Raw genomic sequence first — 17,880 nt, 5'->3', positions numbered from 1 at the left:
CCCTTGCCATGCATAGACTTGGCCGAGTGGCGAAATGGCAGACGCAACGGACTTAAAATCCGTCGGTGGGCAACCACCATGCGGGTTCGACTCCCGCCTCGGCCACTGTCGGTGGAAAGCCACAATTTCCAGGCCCCAATGACCAAACCGCGCAAGCGATGGTTAGTCATTGGGGCTGCGTCGTTGGGTCAACCTCCCACGTCCGGCCGATGCGCCTCGACGTACAGCCGCTGCGGAGGCGCCAGTTGCTCGATGGCTGCGGCGTCCATCCGGGTCGAGCCGTCGATGCGGGCGCCGCGGCCTGTCTCGATGCCGTCTTCGTCGCTGAACGTTGCGCCCAGCAGTGACGCCCCTCGCAGGTCGGCGCCTTTGAGGTCGGCGCCGTTCAGGTTTGCCCCTTCGAGATCGGCGTTGCGGAACGACGCGTCACGCGCCTGGCAGTCTTCTAGGTGTGCGTTGGAGAAGTTCGCCCCTTGCAGGTCGGCGCCCGTCAGCAGGCAGCGGCGGAAGTTGGCGTCGCGCAATAGCGCCCCCACCGCCCGCAGCCCGGTGAGGTCGCGGTCCGCGGCGTCGATGCTCCGCAGGTCGCGGTGCGAGAAGTCGCGGCTGGCGATCAGACGCTCTGCCTCGCGTTTAGACAGCGACGGCGCCATGTACCGCTCTTCCCGCCAAGGGTCGGCGCCGTTGTGGTAGCCGCTTTCTGCTTCCCAGTAGCCCAAGCGGTCGTCGGCCAGCAGCCGGACCGTCTCGAGCCACTTCACGCTCTTGTAGAAGTACTTCCCTTCGACCACCACCCGCACCGGGCCGCCGTGCTCTACCTCCAGCGGCCGGCCCTCGTGCTCGAACACGATCAGCGGGTCGAGCGCCCGGCATTCGTCCAGCTGCAACGACGTGGAGTGCCCGCGCGCGCTCCGCGACACGAACGAGACATACCGCGCGGCAGATTGGACCCCCGCTTCGTCGAGCAGCTCGAACAGCCGCAACCCGCCGAAATTCGCCCCCAGCTTCGACCACCGCGTCACGCAGTGGATATCAACGGTGCGTTCGACCAGCGGCCGGCCGCAAAGCGTTTCGAGGGCGTGCCGGGCGGGCCGGTCGACGAGCCCCTCGATCGCGATCGCCCAAGGCGCTTCGTCGGCCCGCGGCGCACGCTCCCCCACCACGGGCCACTTGCCTGCGGCGACGAGCTGTTGGTTCGGGGGTAGCTGGGGTTCGTTCGGCGTCATGGGTAGAGGGTATCTTAATCGCTCTTGCGGGCCAGCGCGACTCGCCCCCGGCGCAGGTTGCACACCGCGGGCCGAGGGAAGAGACTTCGGCCTGCTCGATCGCTCCCCTCCTCCCGCAGGACCGCCCCAAGATGACCACCGCTGACCCAGCCGACACGCCGGGCTGGCCGCTCCGGGGCGCCCCGCGGACGCTGGCATTGATCGCGGCCTGCGTGGCGCTGGCTTGGGGGCTGGCGATCGTGCCCGAGCACGCCGGCATCTCACCGGCGGGCCGCTGGACGCTGGCGATCTTGGTGTTCGCCGCGGGCATGTGGGTGACCGAGGCGATCCCGGCGGTCGCTACCAGCCTGCTGGTGATCGGCCTGGAGATCGCCATCCTCGGCCACCCCGGCGGCGTGTTCGCCACGGGGCCGCGCGACTGGGAGGCGTTTGTCGCCCCCTGGGGGAGCCCCCTTATCTGGCTCTTCTTCGGCGGCTTCTGCCTGGCCGCCGGCGCCGAGAAGACCGGCTTCGACCGCCGGCTGGCCCTGAGCACGCTGGGCCTGTTCGGCACGCGCCCCGCGATGGTACTGATGGGGGTGATGCTCATCACCAGCGTGCTCAGCATGTTCATCTCCAACACCGCCACGGCCGCATTGATGTTCGCCATCATTGGTCCGCTAATGGGAGCGCCGGGGCAGCGCGACAGGCTCGGCCGCGCGCTGCTGCTGGGCGTGGCGTTTGCCGCCAGCATCGGCGGCATGGGGACCATCATCGGCACGCCCCCCAACGCGATCGCCGTAGGGGTGCTGGCCGACGGCGTTGAGAGCGGCGCTGCGACCGGCGCGCGCACCGTCGACTTCTTCGGTTGGATGGTGCTGGCGGTTCCGCCGGCCGCGCTATTGATCGTTCTGCTGTGGGGCTTTCTGACGGCGTTCTACCTGCGCGGCGGCGCCTTCCGCCCGGGCGACGCCCTGACGTTCCAGCTACGCACCGCGAGGCCCGCCCCGGGGTGGCAGTTGTGGGTCGTGCAGGTAGTCTTCCTGGCGGCCGTGCTGCTGTGGTTCAGCAGCCCCTGGCACGGCGTGCCCGCCGCGGTGGTGGCGTTCTTGCCGATCTGCGTGTTCACCACCGCCGGCATCCTCACGCCGCTCGATTTGCGCCGCATCCCTTGGGACATCCTGCTGCTGATCGCCGGCGGTCTGTCGCTTGGCGTGGCGATCGACCAGACCGGCCTGGCTGAGTGGATCGTCGAGCGGCTGCCGCTCGACGGGCTGGCGCCGTGGCAGTTGGTGCTGGGCCTGGGCTACCTGACCGTCGCGCTGTCGAACCTGATGAGCAACACCGTGGCCGCCAACATGGTGCTGCCGCTGGCGCTTGCATTCATGGCCCGCAGCGACGAGCGGCTGATCGTGCCCATCGCGCTGTGCGCATCGCTGGCGGCCTGCCTGGTGATCAGCACGCCCCCCAACGCCATCGTCTTCAGCTCGGGCCGCCTGCGGGCCTACGACTTCCTCCCCGGCGGGCTGCTGCTGGGTACGGTGGGGCCGCTGATCGTGACGGCGTGGTGCGTTTGGGCGCTGCGGTGGATGTAGAACTTTAGGCGAGCCGTCGGCGTCAGCCACCGGTGTGCTTAAACTAGCGACAGATCTCGCCCACCGCCGCAGGCTCTCAGAAGCACTCCGTCGGCTGACGCCGACGGCTCGCCGAGAGTGCTAGCAACAGCAGGCAGAGGGTTGCAACGCTCGGCTCCGGGACGGCCGTTGCGCCTACAGCCGGCGTCAGGGTGTTGCCGAAGCGGTTCTTCCACACCAGGTACTGCGCCTCGCCGACGGGGCCGACGCTGATGTCGTTGATCAGGGTTCCTTCGGGCATCCCCAAGTTGTCGCGCCACACGGTGTAGTCGGCCGCGTCCACGGCGCCGTCGCCGTTGTAGTCGCCGGCCAGGATCGCGGGGTCGGGGGTCAGGCCGACGTAGGTGTAGCCGTCGTCGTTGTCGAACACCACCGTCTGCACCGGGGAGTTGATCACGATCCGCCCGGCCGAAACCAGGCTGTTGATCGCGGCGATGCGGTCGCCGCCGACGGGGTTCTTCCAGCGGAAGGCGAAGTCGAGTTCGAGCTGAGCGGGGCTTGTGTTCGCGTCGAAGTTGAGGCTCAGCACGCTTGTGTCCAGGATGTCGAGCGTGGCGCCGTTGAAGGTTAGACCCTTCTCTTCGTCGCCCCCCTGCGTAACGGCCAACGTCGCGGCGGTGCGGAGGTCGATCTCTGCCTGCACAACGTCGTCGCCACCGGTGAGGGTGAGGGTGCTGCGTTCGACGAACAGGCGGTCGGCCCTCAGCAGGCCGTCGTTCAGCAGGGCGCCGCTGCTGTTGAACTGACCAACGCTGACATTGCGTGCCGTGATGTCATGGCCGTGCGAGTCGACCACCGCAGCGTTCGCGCCGCTGCCGCGGATCGTGAGGTCTACGGAAAGCGTCAGGTCGGCCCCCAAGTCGAGCCGGCTCCCCTGCCCGCTGGTGAACCCATCGACCAAGACCGTACGGGAAAGGTTGCCCGTCGCGACCGTGTTGATCCGACCGCCGGAAGCTACCGACGCATCTAGCGCGGCGGTCGCCGCGTCGAGCGTCAACACCCCTTCGCTGGAAGCCACCACGGTGCGCTCGACCACGTCGTTGGCGTCTAGAGTAAACGCCCCCCGGCTCACCTCCAGGTCTAGCGTCGCGTGGATCACCCCGTCGTTCTGGATGTCGCCGGCGGAGCCGAACTGACCGATCCGGATGCTTCGCGCTACGATATCGAAACCGTGCGCGTCGACAACGGCTTGGCTGGCTTGGTTGCCGCGGATGACCAGGTCCTCCGTCAACGCCAGGTCGGCGCCCAGGTCGAGCAGGCTGCCCTGGCCACCGTTCGGGAAGCCGTCCACCAGCACCGAACGCGACAGGTTCCCCGTGGCCACCGTGTTGATCCGCCCCCCGCTCAGCGCCGAAGCATCGAGCGAGGCGGTCGCCGCGTCGAGCGTCAGCACCCCTTCATTGGTGGCCACCACGCCGCGATCGACCACGTCGTTGGCGTCGAGCGTGAACATCCCCCGGCTCACCTCTAGGTCTAGCGTCGCGTGGATCACCCCGTCGTTCTGGATGTCGCCGGCGGAACCGAACTGACCGATCCGGATGCTTCGCGCTACGATATCGAAACCGTGCGCGTCGACCACGGCCTGGCTGGCTTGGTTGCCGCGGATGACCAGGTCCTCCGTCAACGCCAAGTCGGCGCCCAGGTCGAGCCGGCTGCCCTGGCCCCCGGCCGGGAAGCCGTCCACCAGCACCGAACGCGACAGGTTCCCCGTGGCCACCGTGTTGATCCGCCCCCCGCTGAGCGCCGAAGCATCTAGCGCTGCGGTCGAGGCGTCGAGCGACAGCACGCCCTCGCTGGAAGCAACCACGCCGCGATCGACCACGTCGTTGGCGTCGAGCGTGAACATCCCGCGGCTCACCTCCAGGTCGCCTGTGGCGTGGATCACGCCATCATTCTGGATCATGCCGGCGCTTCCGAACTGACCGATCCGGATGTCACGCGCTACGATGTCGAAACCATGCGCATCGACCACGGCCTGATTGGCTTGGTTGCCGCGGATGACCAGGTCGTCACTCAACGCCAAGTCGGCGCCCAGGTCGAGCCGGCTGCCCTGGCCCCCGTTTGGGAAGCCGTCCACCAGCACCGATCGCGACAGGTTTCCCGTGGCCACCGTGTTGATCCGCCCCCCGCTGAAGACCGACGCGTCTATCGCGGCGGTCGCCGCGTCGAGCGTCATCACACCTTCATTAGTGGCCATCACGCCGCGATCGACCACGTCGTTGGCGTCGAGCGTGAACGTCCCTCGGCTCACCTCCAGGTCGCGTGTGGCGTGGATCACGCCATCATTCTGGATCGTGCCGGCGCTTCCGAACTGACCGATCCGGATGTCACGCGCTACGATGTCGAAGCCGTGTGCGTCGACCACCGCCTGATTGGCTTGGTTGCCACGGATGACCAGGTCTTCGGTCAACGATAGGTCGGCGCCCAGGTCGAGCAGGCTGCCCTGGCCACCGTTTGGGAAGCCGTCCACCAGCACCGAACGCGACAGGTTCCCCGTGGCCACCGTGTTAATCCGCCCCCCGCTCAGCGCCGAAGCATCGAGCGAGGCGGTCGCCGCGTCGAGCGTCAACACCCCTTCATTGGTGGCCACCACGCCGCGATCGACCACGTCGTTGGCGTCGAGCGTGAACGTCCCCCGGCTCACCTCTAGGTCTAGCGTCGCGTGGATCACCCCGTCGTTCTGGATGTCGCCGGCGGAACCGAACTGACCGATCCGGATGTGGCGGGCGGTGATCGCGTGGCCCTGGGCGTCGACGATCGCTTCATTGGCGCCCGTGCCGCGGATGAGCAGATCGGCGCCCAGCGTGAGGGGCGTCTCCAGGGTCAGCATGGTTGCCTCGCCCGCCAACAGCACCGATGTCGAGACGTTCTGCGAATCTGTGACGGTTGCTCGCGCCCCCGATTGCACCGTCAGATTCGTCGCCCGGTCGTTCGTGAACAGCTTGAAGCCGTCGTTCTTGACGCCAGAGATCAGCAGCGAGGGGGTCTCGAGGTGGGGCGAACCGCCTGCCGAGCGGCCATCGAGGAAGCTGAGCCCTCCCCCCAATCCCAACGTGATGGAGCCAGAAGCGACCAGGTTGAACCCGTTCAGGTCGAGCCGCGCCGACTTTCCAAGCGGGTTCGTCGCGCCCAACGTCAACTGTTGCACGGTGGTGTTAGCGGTGAGGTTCAGCGAAGGCCCCCCTGCCTCGAGTGAGTTGTCGTTGAGCAGCGCCGTGTCGTTCGGGCCCGGAACGCCGTTGGGCGACCAAACAAGCGGGTTGGAAAAGTCGCCGACGGCCGTCGCCCCGCTGGCGACAAAGTTGGTGGCCTTCGCCGAACCGCCAACGAAGGTGACCGAGACGATCAGGCCAAGCAGGCGGGTGAAACGGGCCGCCGCCGGCAGGGATTGCGCGTTCATGGCGCCGAGCGCTCCGCTGAGAAGGGGGGAGGGACGCGCCAAGAAACTAACATTGCGGCTTGCCGAACTCAAGCATTTTCTGGCTCGCCGGTAGATTTCTGTCCGCCCAATGGCGGCAGTACGACGGCGTGTCCCCTCCTCGCGGGCGGCCAACACCGCCGCTTCCGCTCACTTCGGGAAAGAGATAATGACTCCCTCACACGCGGAGGCTAAGATAGATCAGGGCAAACTCGGCGGGCCGTCTTCCCCCTCTAACCACCTACGGGAATGGCCATCACCCTCGAATGCGCCGGCTGTCACGCGACCCTCCTGATCAAGGACGAGTTCGCCGGCAAGACTGGCAAGTGCATGAAGTGCGGGGCCCGTCTCCGGATCCCCTCGTTGGGGGGTGAGTCGCAGATCACCCAGCCCGGGCAGCGGCCGCTGGGCGAAGCCACGCTCGATGAGATGCTGCAAGAGCTGGGTCGCCGCGGGTGCGCCGGCGTCCTCTGCTTGCTCGACCTCGACGAATTCGGCGTAGACAGCCTGGCCGACCTGGTTTCTTCGGGTCAGAAGCTGGCCTCCGGCATCGAGTGCCGGATGACCGAGCCGCTCTCTGCTACTCAGCGGCAAGGGATCTACGGGATGCTCGCCGAAGGCCTGGCCCGCAAGGCGGACCCCGCCGCGGCGGCCGAGAGCGACGCTTACTACGACCCCTTCGAGCTGAAAGGGGACAAGATCGGCATGTCGCTGATCGAGTTCAAGACCAAGTACCGCCGCAACGTGGCGACCTCACCCCACCCGGCGCCCTACTGCTCCGACGCGGCGCCGGGCGTGCGCGACGACGCATTATTGGCAGAGCGTTGGCACTCGGCGGCGGGGATCGTGCACGCGCGTATCGAGTACCCTCAAGAGAACGACCCGCCGACGATCGCTGGAGAACCGACCGAGCTGCTGCTCTACCAGTTCCTCGACGGCAGCCTGTTCCAGATCACGGCGTTCCTGCCGCCGGACGCGGTGCACCACTTGGCGGAGTCGCTCCGCAAGAAGTACGGCCCACCCGGGAGCTCCGGAGGCGATCCGCAGCGACTCACCTGGACGCGGCTCGCGGCCTGCGTCGAGCTAACGTACGGGAAGATTCGCCCGCGGTCGCCCGCCCGGCTGCGGTTCTTCTCCGACGACCTGCTGCGGGAAGCGATGTCGCGGCAGCCCAAACGGACCGACGACCTGTAGCGGCTACGAATTGGCCGAGAACGCGCCGCTGAACCCAAAGGGCGCGAGCGCTTCGGCGCCGATCGGATCGATGATCCGGAGCAGGGCGATCGACGCGAACTCCACCAAGATCACGCGAGAGCCAACGGGGTCCGGATTGGTGCGGTCAAACGCGACCATCTCACCGGAGACAACAAAGCCCTTGAACGGGATCGCCTCGTTGAGCGTGGTCACGGCGTAGCCGCGTTTCGGGAGGGCCGCAGGCCAGCCGGTGAAGACCTTCTTCCAAGAGTCGCCGCTATTCATCGTGATCAACCGATCCGGGTAGTACGAGCACAAAAAAACCCCGTCCGACCTTTAGGGTCGGACGGGGTCATAAAATCTGGCGATACCTACTTTCGCACTGGTAGGCACTATCATCGGCTCCGAAAGCTTAACTACTGTGTTCGGAATGGGGACAGGTGTTTCCTTTCGGATATGGTCGCCAGAAGAAACCCGCCGGGCCGGTAGGCCCGGGCGGGCTTGATCGCGAGCCGAGTCGCAGGTGCGACCCAGGCTGGATGTGAATGTTTGACGCCACTGTAAAGTGGCTGGTGTTGCAAGAGTGGATTGCTCAATCAGTTCTTAGCGATCTCAGCCGCAACGTCGTCTTCGGGCGAAGACGGGTTGGGGATGGGATCAAACCAAGAGCGTTTGATCAATGCGGCCAAGCATTCGTCCGTTAGTATCGGTTAGCTGAACATATTACTATGCTTACACATCCGACCTATCAACCTGGTAGTCTTCCAGGGGACTTTCGGTCATTGACCAACGAAACCTAATCTCGAGGCGGGCTTCACGCTTAGATGCTTTCAGCGTTTATCCGTTCCGTCCTTAGCTACCCTGCCGTGCCGCTAGCGCGACAACAGGAACACCAGAGGGACGTCCTTCTAAATCCTCTCGTACTAAAGAAGAACCCTCTCAAGTTTCGTACGCCCACAGTAGATAGGGACCGACCTGTCTCACGACGGTCTGAACCCAGCTCACGTACCACTTTCATTGGCGAACAGCCAAACCCTTGGGAGCTTCTCCACCCCCAGGATGTGATGAGCCGACATCGAGGTGCCAAACCGCTCCGCCGCTGTGGACGCTCGGGAGCGATAAGCCTGTTATCCCCGGAGTACCTTTTATCTGTTGAGCGATAGCCCTTCCATACGGGACTACCGGATCACTAAGCCCTGCTTTCACATCTGCTCGACCTATCAGTCTCGCAGTTTAGCATCCTTATACCTTTACGCTCGATGCCTGATTGCCAACCAGGCTGAGGACGCCTATTGGGCTCCTCCGTTACTCTTTGGGAGGAGACCGCCCCAGTCAAACTGCCCAACTGACACTGTCCGTTGCCCGGTTTCACGGGAATCAACGTTAGAATTAAAGCATGTAAAGGGTGGTATTTCAACGACGGCTCCACCATGGCTAGCGCCACGGCTTCAAAGCCTCCCACCTATCCTACACATCACAGGCCACAACCCAATATCAGCCTACAGTAAAGGTTCACGGGGTCTTTCCGTCTAGCTGCGGGAACGTGGCATCTTCACCACGACTACAATTTCACCGGGTTGGTGGTTGAGACAGTGCTCCACTCGTTACGCCTTTCATGCAGGTCGGAACTTACCCGACAAGGAACTTCGCTACCTTAGGACCGTCATAGTTACGGCCGCCGTTTACCGGGGCTTCGGTTGGAAGCTTTGTTCTAAAGAACGAACCTCCTACCTTAACCTACCGGCACCGGGCAGGCGTCAGACTCTATACATCCACTTGCGTGTTAGCAGAGTCCTGTGTTTTTGATAAACAGTCGATAGAGCCGATTTGCTGTGGCCCACCTTGCGGTGGGCGCCCCTTATCGCGAACTTACGGGGCCATTTTGCAGAGTTCCTTAACCACCATTCTCCCGAGCGCCTTAGACTACTCGTCTCGCCTACCTGTGTCAGTTTTAGTACGGTCCGCGTGCTTCGATCCTACGCAGCTTTTCTTGGACACTCCTCAGGTGACATACCCAACGTAAACGGGGTTAGCCTTGCGGCCAGGCACATTTCTATCCGTGCCCTCACCATCCGAGTGCCGTCCCTGCTTCAGTCCACACGACGGGCGCAGGAATATTAACCTGCTATCCATCGACTACGCCTTTCGGCCTCGCCTTAGGAACCGGCTCACCCTGGGCGGAATTACCTTCCCCAGGAAACCTTAGGCTTTCGGCGGGCAGGATTCTCACCTGCCTTATCGTTACTCATTCCGGCATAATCACTTCTTGGCCCCACCACCGCTCCTTACGGTACGGCTTGTATCTGACCAAGAACGCTCTCCTACCAAACCACCCGAAGGTGGATTCTACGGCTTCGGTTCTATGCTTACTCCCGTTCATTATCGGCGCAGAATTGCTCGACCAGTAAGCTGTTACGCACTTTTTAAATGATGGCTGCTTCTAAGCCAACATCCTGGTTGTCTCAGCAATTCAACTTCCTTAGTGACTGAGCATAGATTCGGGACCTTAGCCGGTAGTCTGGGTTGTTTCCCTCTTGACCGCGAAGCTTATCCCCCGCGGACTCACTGCCGAGATAGTCGTGATGGTATTCGGAGTTTGGCTCAGCAGGGTACCCCGCGAAGGGCCCCAAACCAAATCAGTATCTCTACCCCCACCACGTAGTGGCTCGACGCTGCCCCTAAAGGCATTTCGGAGAGAACGAGCTATCTCCAGGTTTGATTAGACTTTCACTCCTCCCCACAAGTCATCCCCTCGGTTTTCAACCCAAGTGGGTTCGGTCCTCCACGCAGTTTAACCCGCGCTTCAACCTGCTCATGGGTAGTTCACACTGGGTTCGCGTCTACTGCCAACGACAAATCGCCCTATTCAGACTCGGTTTCCCTGAGGCTTCGGTCCGTAAGACCTTAACCAAGCCGTGGACAGTAACTCGCCGGATCATTATGCAAAAGGCACGCCGTCACACTTGATTCATAGTGCTCCGACCGCTTGTAGGCGCATGGTTTCAGGTTCACGTTCCTCCCCTAAAAGGGGTTCTTCTCATCTTTCAGTCACCATACTGAGTTCACTATCGGTCATCAGAGAGTATTTAGCCTTACGGGATGGTCCCCGTGGATTCAGTCGGGGTTTCACGTGACCCGACCTACTCAGGTACCCCTCGGGAGATCGTCAAGATTCGCGTACGGGACTGTCACCCTCTTTGGTCCAACTTTCCAAAAGGTTCCGCTTCCCGACGATTTTATGACTCCCATGTGAAGGGCCCTACAACCCCGCTGAGGAAACCTCAGCGGTTTGGGCTATTTCCATTTCGCTCGCCGCTACTTAGGAAATCGAGTTTTCTTTCTCTTCCTGCAGGTACTTAGATGTTTCAGTTCCCTGCGTTTGCTAGGGCATCCCGGGATCATCGCTTGTTTGTCAACTCCCCCGGGCTTTTCGCAGACTTCCACGCCCATCATCGCCATCTGATGCCAAGACATCCCCCATGCGCCCTTAGTAGCTTGGCCGCATCGATCGAACGCTCTTGTTTTCCTCCGCCCCACAGAACGCTTTCGCACCCCGCAAAGCATCGGAGCCCAAGCTTTTCGACCGAAGCTTGCTACCAAACATGTCTCGTGGGTCTGCTCCACCTGAAAAACAGGCGGCCGCCTAATCAAAAACGGAACCCACGAAAATGAGTAACCAAACTTCTTGTCTAAGAACTAATTGAGCTCGTTCGAATGAACACCCTTCGTTTGACCAAGCCACAGACGCCGGCCTGGGAACGAAGGGCACCCTTCGAATCTTAAAGATGCCACTCTTGCATCACCAAATTGTCAAACAGCATTCGCCGCGACAACCGCCTCGGGCCGAAGCCCTTCTTGGTCGCCGCAACACCGGCCACATCCTGCCGGCCTCCGCTTTCAAGTCGGCCGACTGATCGGCTGACATGAGCCCCGGTTGCCCGGAGCGGAGAATCGCAAAGATTACCTGCGGGGCCTCGACCCGTCAACTCCCCCCTGAAACGTTTTCGGGAGGAAGCGTCTCTCCGACTTTCGGAGAGACAGGGGCCGCGGCGACCGCATGGGTCACTTGGCGAAGTCCCGAATTCTATCGGCGTCTGGCCGGAGAGCAAGGGGCGCCCGGGGCATTACTCGCCAGGGGCTTCAATTACCGCTCTGCGTACCCAAACGGCGACCGCGCCACAGAGGCCCGCGAGCACCAGGATCCAGATGAGCACCAGCCAAATGCCGTCGTTCTGGCGGAGCATGAAGGACGCCATCCCCCCTGGAGCAAGAACATCGCGAACGGGACCGAGGCGCCGATCCCGAACGCTTGCTTCCAGCCTCTCCCGTAGACGACCGCGGCGATTGAGGCGGAGGGCCCCATCCCGATCAACAGCGTCGACGCCAACATCGAGGCGGCCGAGCCGGGCAGGATCGAGCCGATGGCCGCGAGCACCGCGACCGCGGTCATGGCGCCAAGCAGCCCACGCATGCCGAAGCGCAGGCCCGGTGGCGGCGTTTGGGAGGTTGTCACGGCACGGGTCCCGCCTGAGTTATCTGGCTATCCTGATCGCCGATCAGGTTAGCCGCTGGCGGCGTGCGGGGCGATCATATCCCCCTTCCTCGGCTCGCGATTCAGCCGTTTTCTCGGAGAAACCTCGGGCGTCGACTAGACGGGCGCCGGTTGCAGGTCTTTGGCCAAGGCCCCTTCGGCCCGACGGATGACGCTCGCCGCGGTGTCGTCGCCCTGGATCGAGGCGGCGCCGGTAGCGACAGACATTGAGACTTCTCGGCCCCCCGCCGGGAAGCGGCAGCCGGCCAGGGTGGCGCTCATGCGCTCTGCCACCATGTCGGTTGTTTCGGCGCCCGAACCGGGAAGCATCAGCACGAAACGGGCTTCTTCGAGGCGGGCGAGCAGGTCCATCTCTCGCATGGTCGAGGCAAGGAACTGCGCCACGGCGTCGAGGGCCGTCACGGCCACGGATTCGCCCAGTTGCCGCTTCATCTGCTCGATGTCACGCACCTCAAACGCAATCACGCCGATATCAGCCGCGGTGCGTTTGGCTTCGGCGATCCGCCGCCGCAGTTCCTCCGCGAACTTGGTGCGGTTGGGGAGTGCGTCGAGGTTGGGGGTGTCGACGACCTCGGGGGGCGCCGCCATCGCGGCGCCCGGCGTGAAGAGGAGGTTGGCGCCCTGCTCGTTCAGGTGGGCGCAGTTGCGGCCGGCGTCCTTGCTGGCGTACAGGGCCTCGTCCGCCCGCTTGAGCAGGGTGTTCACCTCGTCTCCCGCGGCGACCTCGGCCAGGCCGAAACTGGCGGTAACGCTCAGCTTCTTGCCTTCAAAAACCACTTTGGTCTCGGCAATCGAGGTGCGGATCCGATCGACCAGCGCGGCCAGGTCCCGGGCGTGGGTCGCCGGCAGGATCACGGCAAACTCTTCGCCGCCGTACCGGCAGGCGAGGTCCATCTCGCGGGTGCTCGCCCGCAGCGTCTTGGCGACGGACCGCAGCACTTCGTCGCCTGCTTGATGCCCGTGGGTGTCGTTGAATTTCTTGAAGTGGTCTACGTCTAGCAGCAGCAGCGACACGGGGGTCTGCTTGCGGGTCCATTCGGCGTAGCGGCGGGCCAGCTCGTCGTCGAAGGCGCGGCGGTTGTTGAGCTGAGTCAGCGAGTCGGTGCGGGCCTCGGACTCGAAGGTGCGGATCTCTTGGGCCTGCGACTGGATCTGCCGCTCGGCCTTGGCGAGCTGCTGCTGAAGCTGCTCGTTGGCGGAGACAATATCGCTGAGCGCCTGGGCCATGACGCCCCCGCGCGTGGCCTCGTCGGAGTTGCGAGCGGCGACGAGCCCCTGGTTGATCGCCTCGATCCTTGAGCTGTGCTCGCCGACGTTGGAGGCGACGCCCGAGGCGAGGTCGCGCAGGCGGTCGCTGGCCATCATGGCGCGTTCGATCGCTACCTGCTTGTCTAGCCGGGTATCGGTCGGTTCCTGCCCGGCTGGCTTTGCGGCCACAGCACGGCGGCCGCCGAGAAACCAGGCGCCGGCCACGAAACCAATCGCAAGCGCTACGACAGCAAACGCTAGATTTACGGCCAGCAGCGGCAGCATATCGGGGGTTTCGGGGGGCATCGGTCGGAATCCGAGGTTCGACAGGGGTCGTTTGGACGTTGAATTGCTGAACCCTAGGTCGGCAATGCACGCTGTCAAAGCTGCTTGGCCCGCAGATTGCACTCCTGTTTTGTCGAAGGTAACGGTTGCGAGAGCGCGCCCCGCGCCACAAGCGCGGCCGCGGGATGCCGAAAAGCCGAGGGAACGGCCACAGTGAAGCCGGCGCGCGACCTAAAGTTCAGGGGAGCAATCGCGAGGCGCCACGTGCGCTGGGCCCGCGATCACCTCAGTTTTTTTGTCCAATTTTTACACTTTTCTTTCGATCCCGGGTCATGGGGCAGACGCGCTACCGCACGCTCATCGTCGACAGCGAACCCACGGTTCGTGACGTGGCGCACCGCGCCATGACCGGGCGGAATATGCAGTGCGATCGGGCCAGCAACGGCGCCGAGGCGCTCGCCATGTTCGACGCCCACTCCTACGACGTGGTGGTGACCGAGCTCTGGATGCCCGAGTTCCACGGCCATGCGTTGGCGTGCAACCTGCTCGACCGCCCCGACCCGCCGAGGATCGTGGTGCTGTCGGGCTTGGACGAACCGCGGCTGCTGGCGGACCTGCGCGCCCGCGGCGTCGACGACACCTACGTGAAACCCGTTGACTTCGGGTTTCTGGCCGAGCGCGTCGAGCAGCTTGCCGGCGAGGGCGCCGACGGCCGGCCCGCGGCGCCGCAGAAGCTCCTGCTGCGGATCGAGGAATCGATCCTCGAGCGCTCGAAGGCGTCCGAAGCCCTTCTGAAAGAAGCCCTTGACGCTAGCCCGGCGCCGCTAGCCGATCCACCGCCGGCGATCTCTGAGTTCGCGAGCCGCACGGCCGCCGCGGACGCTGCGGCCGACGCCGAGGCCCAGCGCGACGGCTCCACGCAGGTGCGGCGGTCGGCCAAACGGGTCACGTGCCTAGCGACCGCCGTCGCGGCCCCCATCACCCGCGCGTTGGAGCCGGCCGGCGATCCGTTCAAGATCGCGATCCGAGACCTGTCTCAGAGCGGCATCCGCCTGCTCAACACCCGGGCGGTCTCCGAGGGTTACCTGGCGCTCGCCTGGCCGGCGGAATGCATCGCCTCGACCACACTGTGTGTCGCCATCCGCGTCACCCGGTGCCAGCCGATCGCCCGGTTTTACGACATCGGAGGCCAGTTTCTGCTCGACGGCTAGCGGCCAGAGGGGCAGAACGGCAAAACGCCGGCCGAACCAATGGCCGACCCTACAGCCCCACGGGCCCGGCTCGCTGCTGCGTGATCCGGAGCGATCCCCCTTACCGCGGCACGGCCCGCGAGTTAGCTTGCGGCCTGCGGCCCGCTACGGTGGCGTGGCCGACAACTCGAGCGGCGTGCAGGGAAAAAAGTGATGAGCGAACCAGCGGCGGGGCAAATCCGGGTAGACCTTTCTGGGCGTGTAGCACTGGTGACCGGCGCCTCGCGCGGCATCGGCCGGGCGATCGCGTTGCGGCTCGCGGCGTCTGGCGCCACGACCGCGCTTGTGGCGCGGAGCCAGGAGAAGCTTGAAGCCGTGGCTGGCGAGATCGAGGCCGCCGGCGGCAAGGCCAGCATCCACGTCTGCGACGTGACAGACTCGGCCGCGGCCCAGAAAACGGTCGACGACGTCGTCGCCGCCCATGGCCGGCTCGACGTGCTGGTCAACAACGCCGGCATCACCAAAGACACCCTGCTGCCGCGGATGGAAGACGCCGACTGGGACGCCGTGATCGCCACGAACCTGAGGTCGGTGTTCTTGTTCACCCGTGCCGGCGCACAGGTCATGATCCGGCAGAAAACGGGCCGAATCATCAACATCTCCAGCGTCTCGGGGCTGATGGGCAACCCGGGCCAGGCCAACTACTCCGCCTCGAAGGCGGGGGTGATCGGCTTCACCCAGACCGTGGCCAAGGAGCTGGCCAGCAAGCGGCGTCAGATCACGGTCAACGCGGTCTGCCCCGGCTTTATCCGCACCGACATGACCGACGTGCTGGCCGAAGCCGGGGGCGACGCGTTCCACGACGCCATCAAGCAGCGGATCCCCCTGCAGCGGCTGGGCGAGGCCGAAGAAGTGGCCGACGGGGTGTTGTTCCTGGCCAGCGACTCGGCGGCGTACGTCACCGGCCAGGTGCTCACCATTGACGGCGGGATGACCGGCTAGCAGCCGGGGGGGTCGGCCTCCCGGCGCATCGCGGGGGTCGAGTGCCGGGGGCGGGGACGCTCCGGCTCGCCAACCACTTGCCTTGAGGGGCGGGGCGTCCCCGCCTCCGGCGTAACGCGATCGACCAACCCGCCGCCGCTTTACCCGCCATGAGACCCCCTCCCGGCCGCTACACGGCTTGACCTGTCTTGCGGAGTCACTCTATCTTGTTGCGTTCCGGCCAATTTGGTAGCTAGTCTACCGACGGCGGGAGCCCCAACGGGCGAAAGACGTCTCTTGGGACGTCTCTCGGTCACGCCCCTCGCGCTCAGCCGTGAAGTAGCGTAACGACCCGGATCGCCGTCGATGGGCGGCGTCACACGGCAAGAACGTATCACGGTTCATCGGAACCCGGTTCAGTAGATAACTCAGGCATTCTAGAGGAGACAAGCCATGGCTTCCGTCATGGAGCGCGTCTGCGACATCGTCTCGGAGCAGCTCGGAGTCGACAAGGACAAGATCAACGCCGAGACCTCGTTCGTGAACGACCTCGGCGCGGATTCGCTAGACACCGTTGAGCTGGTGATGGAACTCGAAGAAGAGTTCGACATCAACATCCCAGACGACGCCGCGGAAAAGATCCAAACCGTCGGTCAGGCGGTCGAGTTCATCGAAGCAAACGCGAACAAGTAGGCGTGCCTACAGGCGCCGGGGGCGGGGACGCCCCGGCTCACAAAGGGTTTTCAGTTGTGAGCCGGGTCGTCCTCGCCCCCGGCGCGTTTGATTCACGCCCCTACCGCGCCCGCACTGGAGGGCATGCGACATGAAGCGACGCGTTGTCATCACTGGCGTGGGAGCCGTTACCTCGCTCGGTCAGAAGGTCGACGAGCTGTGGCGGAACATCCTCGACGGGAAGTCGGGCGTGCACCGCCTCAAGGCGTTCGACACCACCGGCCACAAAGTCAACTTTGGCGGCGACATCTGGGACTGGCAGCCCGATGCGTACATCGAGCGCAAGGAGCAGAAGCGGGTCGACCGCTTCAGCCAGTTCGCGCTGGTGAGCGCCATCGACGCGGTGAACGACTCGGGGATCGACTTTAGCACGGTCGAGCCGTTCCGCTGCGGCGTGATCATCGGCTCCGGAGTCGGCGGGCTGAACGAGATCGAGGAGCAGCACGGCCGGATGGTCGCCAAGGGGCCCAGCAAGGTCTCGGCCTTCACCATCCCCAAGCTGATGGTGAACGCCGCTAGCGGCCACGTCTCCATCCGCTACGGGCTGCGCGGCCCCAACTACGCGGTGGCCACCGCGTGCGCCAGCGCCACCAACGCCATGGGAGACGCCTTTAAGAGCATCCAGTACGGCGACGCAGACGTGATGCTCACCGGCGGCAGCGAGGCGGCCTGCACCGCGATGGGGCTGAGCGGCTTCGCCAACATGCGGGCCCTGTCGGAGCGCAACGACGACCCCCCCAGGGCGAGCCGGCCGTTCGACGCCGACCGCGACGGCTTTGTGCTGTCTGAGGGCGCCGGCGTGGTGGTGTTTGAAGAGCTGGAGCACGCCCAGGCGCGTGGCGCCAGGATTTACGCCGAGGTGCTGGGCTACGGCGCCAGCGGCGACGGCGGCCACATCACCCAGCCCGACCCGCACGGCGCCGGCGCCGCCCGGGCCATGGCCGGCGCGCTCAAGAGCGCTCAGCTCAACCCCGACCAGATCGACTACATCAACGCCCACGGCACCAGCACCCCGCTGGGGGACAAGGCAGAGACGGTCGCCATCAAGAGCGTCTTCGGCCCGCACGCCCACAAGGTGAGCGTCTCGAGCACCAAGAGCCAGTTAGGCCACCTGCTGGGGGCCAGCGGCGGCGTTGAGCTGATCTTCTCCGCCCTAGCGATCCGGGACCGAGTGGCGCCCCCGACGATCAACCTCGAAACGCCCGACCCCGACTGCGACCTCGACTACACCCCCAACCAGCCGAAGCAGCGCGATATCTGCATCGCAATGAGCAACAGCTTCGGCTTCGGCGGCCACAACGCGTCGCTGATCGTCGGCAAGCTGGACTGAGGGCTTGAGGCGTTGGATCAAGGCGTTAGGTAGTAGTCGTTAGGCGCTGAACCTCGTCGGTCGCCCGCGCACCCTGTGCCCAATAGCTGCCGGCCTACGGTCGGCGCGTTC

General features: G+C 64.5%; 11 protein-coding genes, 1 tRNA gene and 2 rRNA genes. 7 read left to right on the top strand and 7 right to left on the bottom strand.

What is annotated here, in order from left to right; all coding sequences use genetic code 11:
• Positions 1 to 20: 20 nt before the first annotated feature.
• A tRNA-Leu gene (locus Pla175_RS04585) sits at positions 21 to 105 on the top strand.
• 83 nt (positions 106 to 188) lie between these two features.
• Here the strand turns inward: Pla175_RS04585 and Pla175_RS04580 are convergent.
• On the bottom strand, positions 189 to 1,226 hold the full coding sequence (locus tag Pla175_RS04580) for a molybdopterin-dependent oxidoreductase (RefSeq protein WP_145281514.1): 1,038 nt from the start codon (positions 1,224 to 1,226) through the stop codon (positions 189 to 191).
• A 131-nt stretch (positions 1,227 to 1,357) separates the two neighbouring features.
• Between Pla175_RS04580 and Pla175_RS04575 the strand changes: the two genes are divergently transcribed.
• Positions 1,358 to 2,800, top strand: a complete 1,443-nt coding sequence (locus Pla175_RS04575; RefSeq protein ID WP_145281513.1) for an SLC13 family permease — start codon at positions 1,358 to 1,360, stop codon at positions 2,798 to 2,800.
• 76 nt (positions 2,801 to 2,876) lie between these two features.
• Here the strand turns inward: Pla175_RS04575 and Pla175_RS04570 are convergent, their stop codons facing one another.
• Complete coding sequence (locus tag Pla175_RS04570) at positions 2,877 to 6,239, bottom strand: beta strand repeat-containing protein (RefSeq protein ID WP_145281512.1); 3,363 nt, start codon at positions 6,237 to 6,239, stop codon at positions 2,877 to 2,879.
• A gap of 267 nt (positions 6,240 to 6,506) precedes the next feature.
• Between Pla175_RS04570 and Pla175_RS04565 the strand changes: the two genes are divergently transcribed.
• Complete coding sequence (locus Pla175_RS04565; protein ID WP_145281511.1) at positions 6,507 to 7,451, top strand: hypothetical protein; 945 nt, start codon at positions 6,507 to 6,509, stop codon at positions 7,449 to 7,451.
• A gap of 3 nt (positions 7,452 to 7,454) precedes the next feature.
• On the opposite strand, the gene Pla175_RS04560 is transcribed toward Pla175_RS04565, so the two are convergent.
• The 5 genes from Pla175_RS04560 to Pla175_RS04540 form a co-directional block, all read right to left on the bottom strand.
• Positions 7,455 to 7,736, bottom strand: coding sequence for a hypothetical protein (locus Pla175_RS04560; RefSeq protein ID WP_145281510.1), 282 nt, complete (start codon positions 7,734 to 7,736; stop codon positions 7,455 to 7,457).
• Positions 7,737 to 7,810: 74 nt separating this feature from the next.
• Positions 7,811 to 7,919: ribosomal RNA gene (gene rrf / locus Pla175_RS04555) — 5S ribosomal RNA — on the bottom strand.
• A gap of 213 nt (positions 7,920 to 8,132) precedes the next feature.
• A 23S ribosomal RNA gene (locus Pla175_RS04550) occupies positions 8,133 to 10,952 on the bottom strand.
• Positions 10,953 to 11,595: 643 nt separating this feature from the next.
• The gene (locus Pla175_RS04545) at positions 11,596 to 11,964 is read right to left on the bottom strand and encodes a hypothetical protein (protein ID WP_145281509.1); all 369 of its coding nucleotides are present in this window, start codon (positions 11,962 to 11,964) and stop codon (positions 11,596 to 11,598) included.
• 135 nt (positions 11,965 to 12,099) lie between these two features.
• Positions 12,100 to 13,557: a GGDEF domain-containing protein gene (locus tag Pla175_RS04540; protein ID WP_145281508.1), complete on the bottom strand. Its 1,458-nt coding sequence runs from the start codon at positions 13,555 to 13,557 to the stop codon at positions 12,100 to 12,102.
• Positions 13,558 to 13,868: 311 nt separating this feature from the next.
• Here Pla175_RS04540 and Pla175_RS04535 point away from each other — a divergent pair, with 311 nt between their 5' ends.
• The 4 genes from Pla175_RS04535 to fabF all read left to right on the top strand — a co-directional run bounded on the left by Pla175_RS04535 (position 13,869) and on the right by fabF (position 17,769).
• A complete protein-coding gene (locus Pla175_RS04535; protein WP_197527268.1) occupies positions 13,869 to 14,747 on the top strand; it encodes a response regulator in 879 nt (292 codons plus the stop codon).
• Between the two features lie 192 nt (positions 14,748 to 14,939).
• Positions 14,940 to 15,728, top strand: a complete 789-nt coding sequence (gene fabG, locus Pla175_RS04530) for a 3-oxoacyl-[acyl-carrier-protein] reductase (RefSeq protein ID WP_145281506.1) — start codon at positions 14,940 to 14,942, stop codon at positions 15,726 to 15,728.
• Between the two features lie 432 nt (positions 15,729 to 16,160).
• Complete coding sequence (locus Pla175_RS04525; protein WP_145281505.1) at positions 16,161 to 16,400, top strand: acyl carrier protein; 240 nt, start codon at positions 16,161 to 16,163, stop codon at positions 16,398 to 16,400.
• 130 nt (positions 16,401 to 16,530) lie between these two features.
• Positions 16,531 to 17,769, top strand: a complete 1,239-nt coding sequence (gene fabF / locus Pla175_RS04520; protein ID WP_145281504.1) for a beta-ketoacyl-ACP synthase II — start codon at positions 16,531 to 16,533, stop codon at positions 17,767 to 17,769.
• The last annotated feature ends 111 nt before the right edge of the window (positions 17,770 to 17,880 follow it).

It is taken from the genome of Pirellulimonas nuda, from assembly GCF_007750855.1.
Taxonomy (GTDB): domain Bacteria; phylum Planctomycetota; class Planctomycetia; order Pirellulales; family Lacipirellulaceae; genus Pirellulimonas; species Pirellulimonas nuda.
Note: the sequence above shows the minus strand (reverse complement) of the source record. Positions and strands in the feature narration are given on the sequence as shown.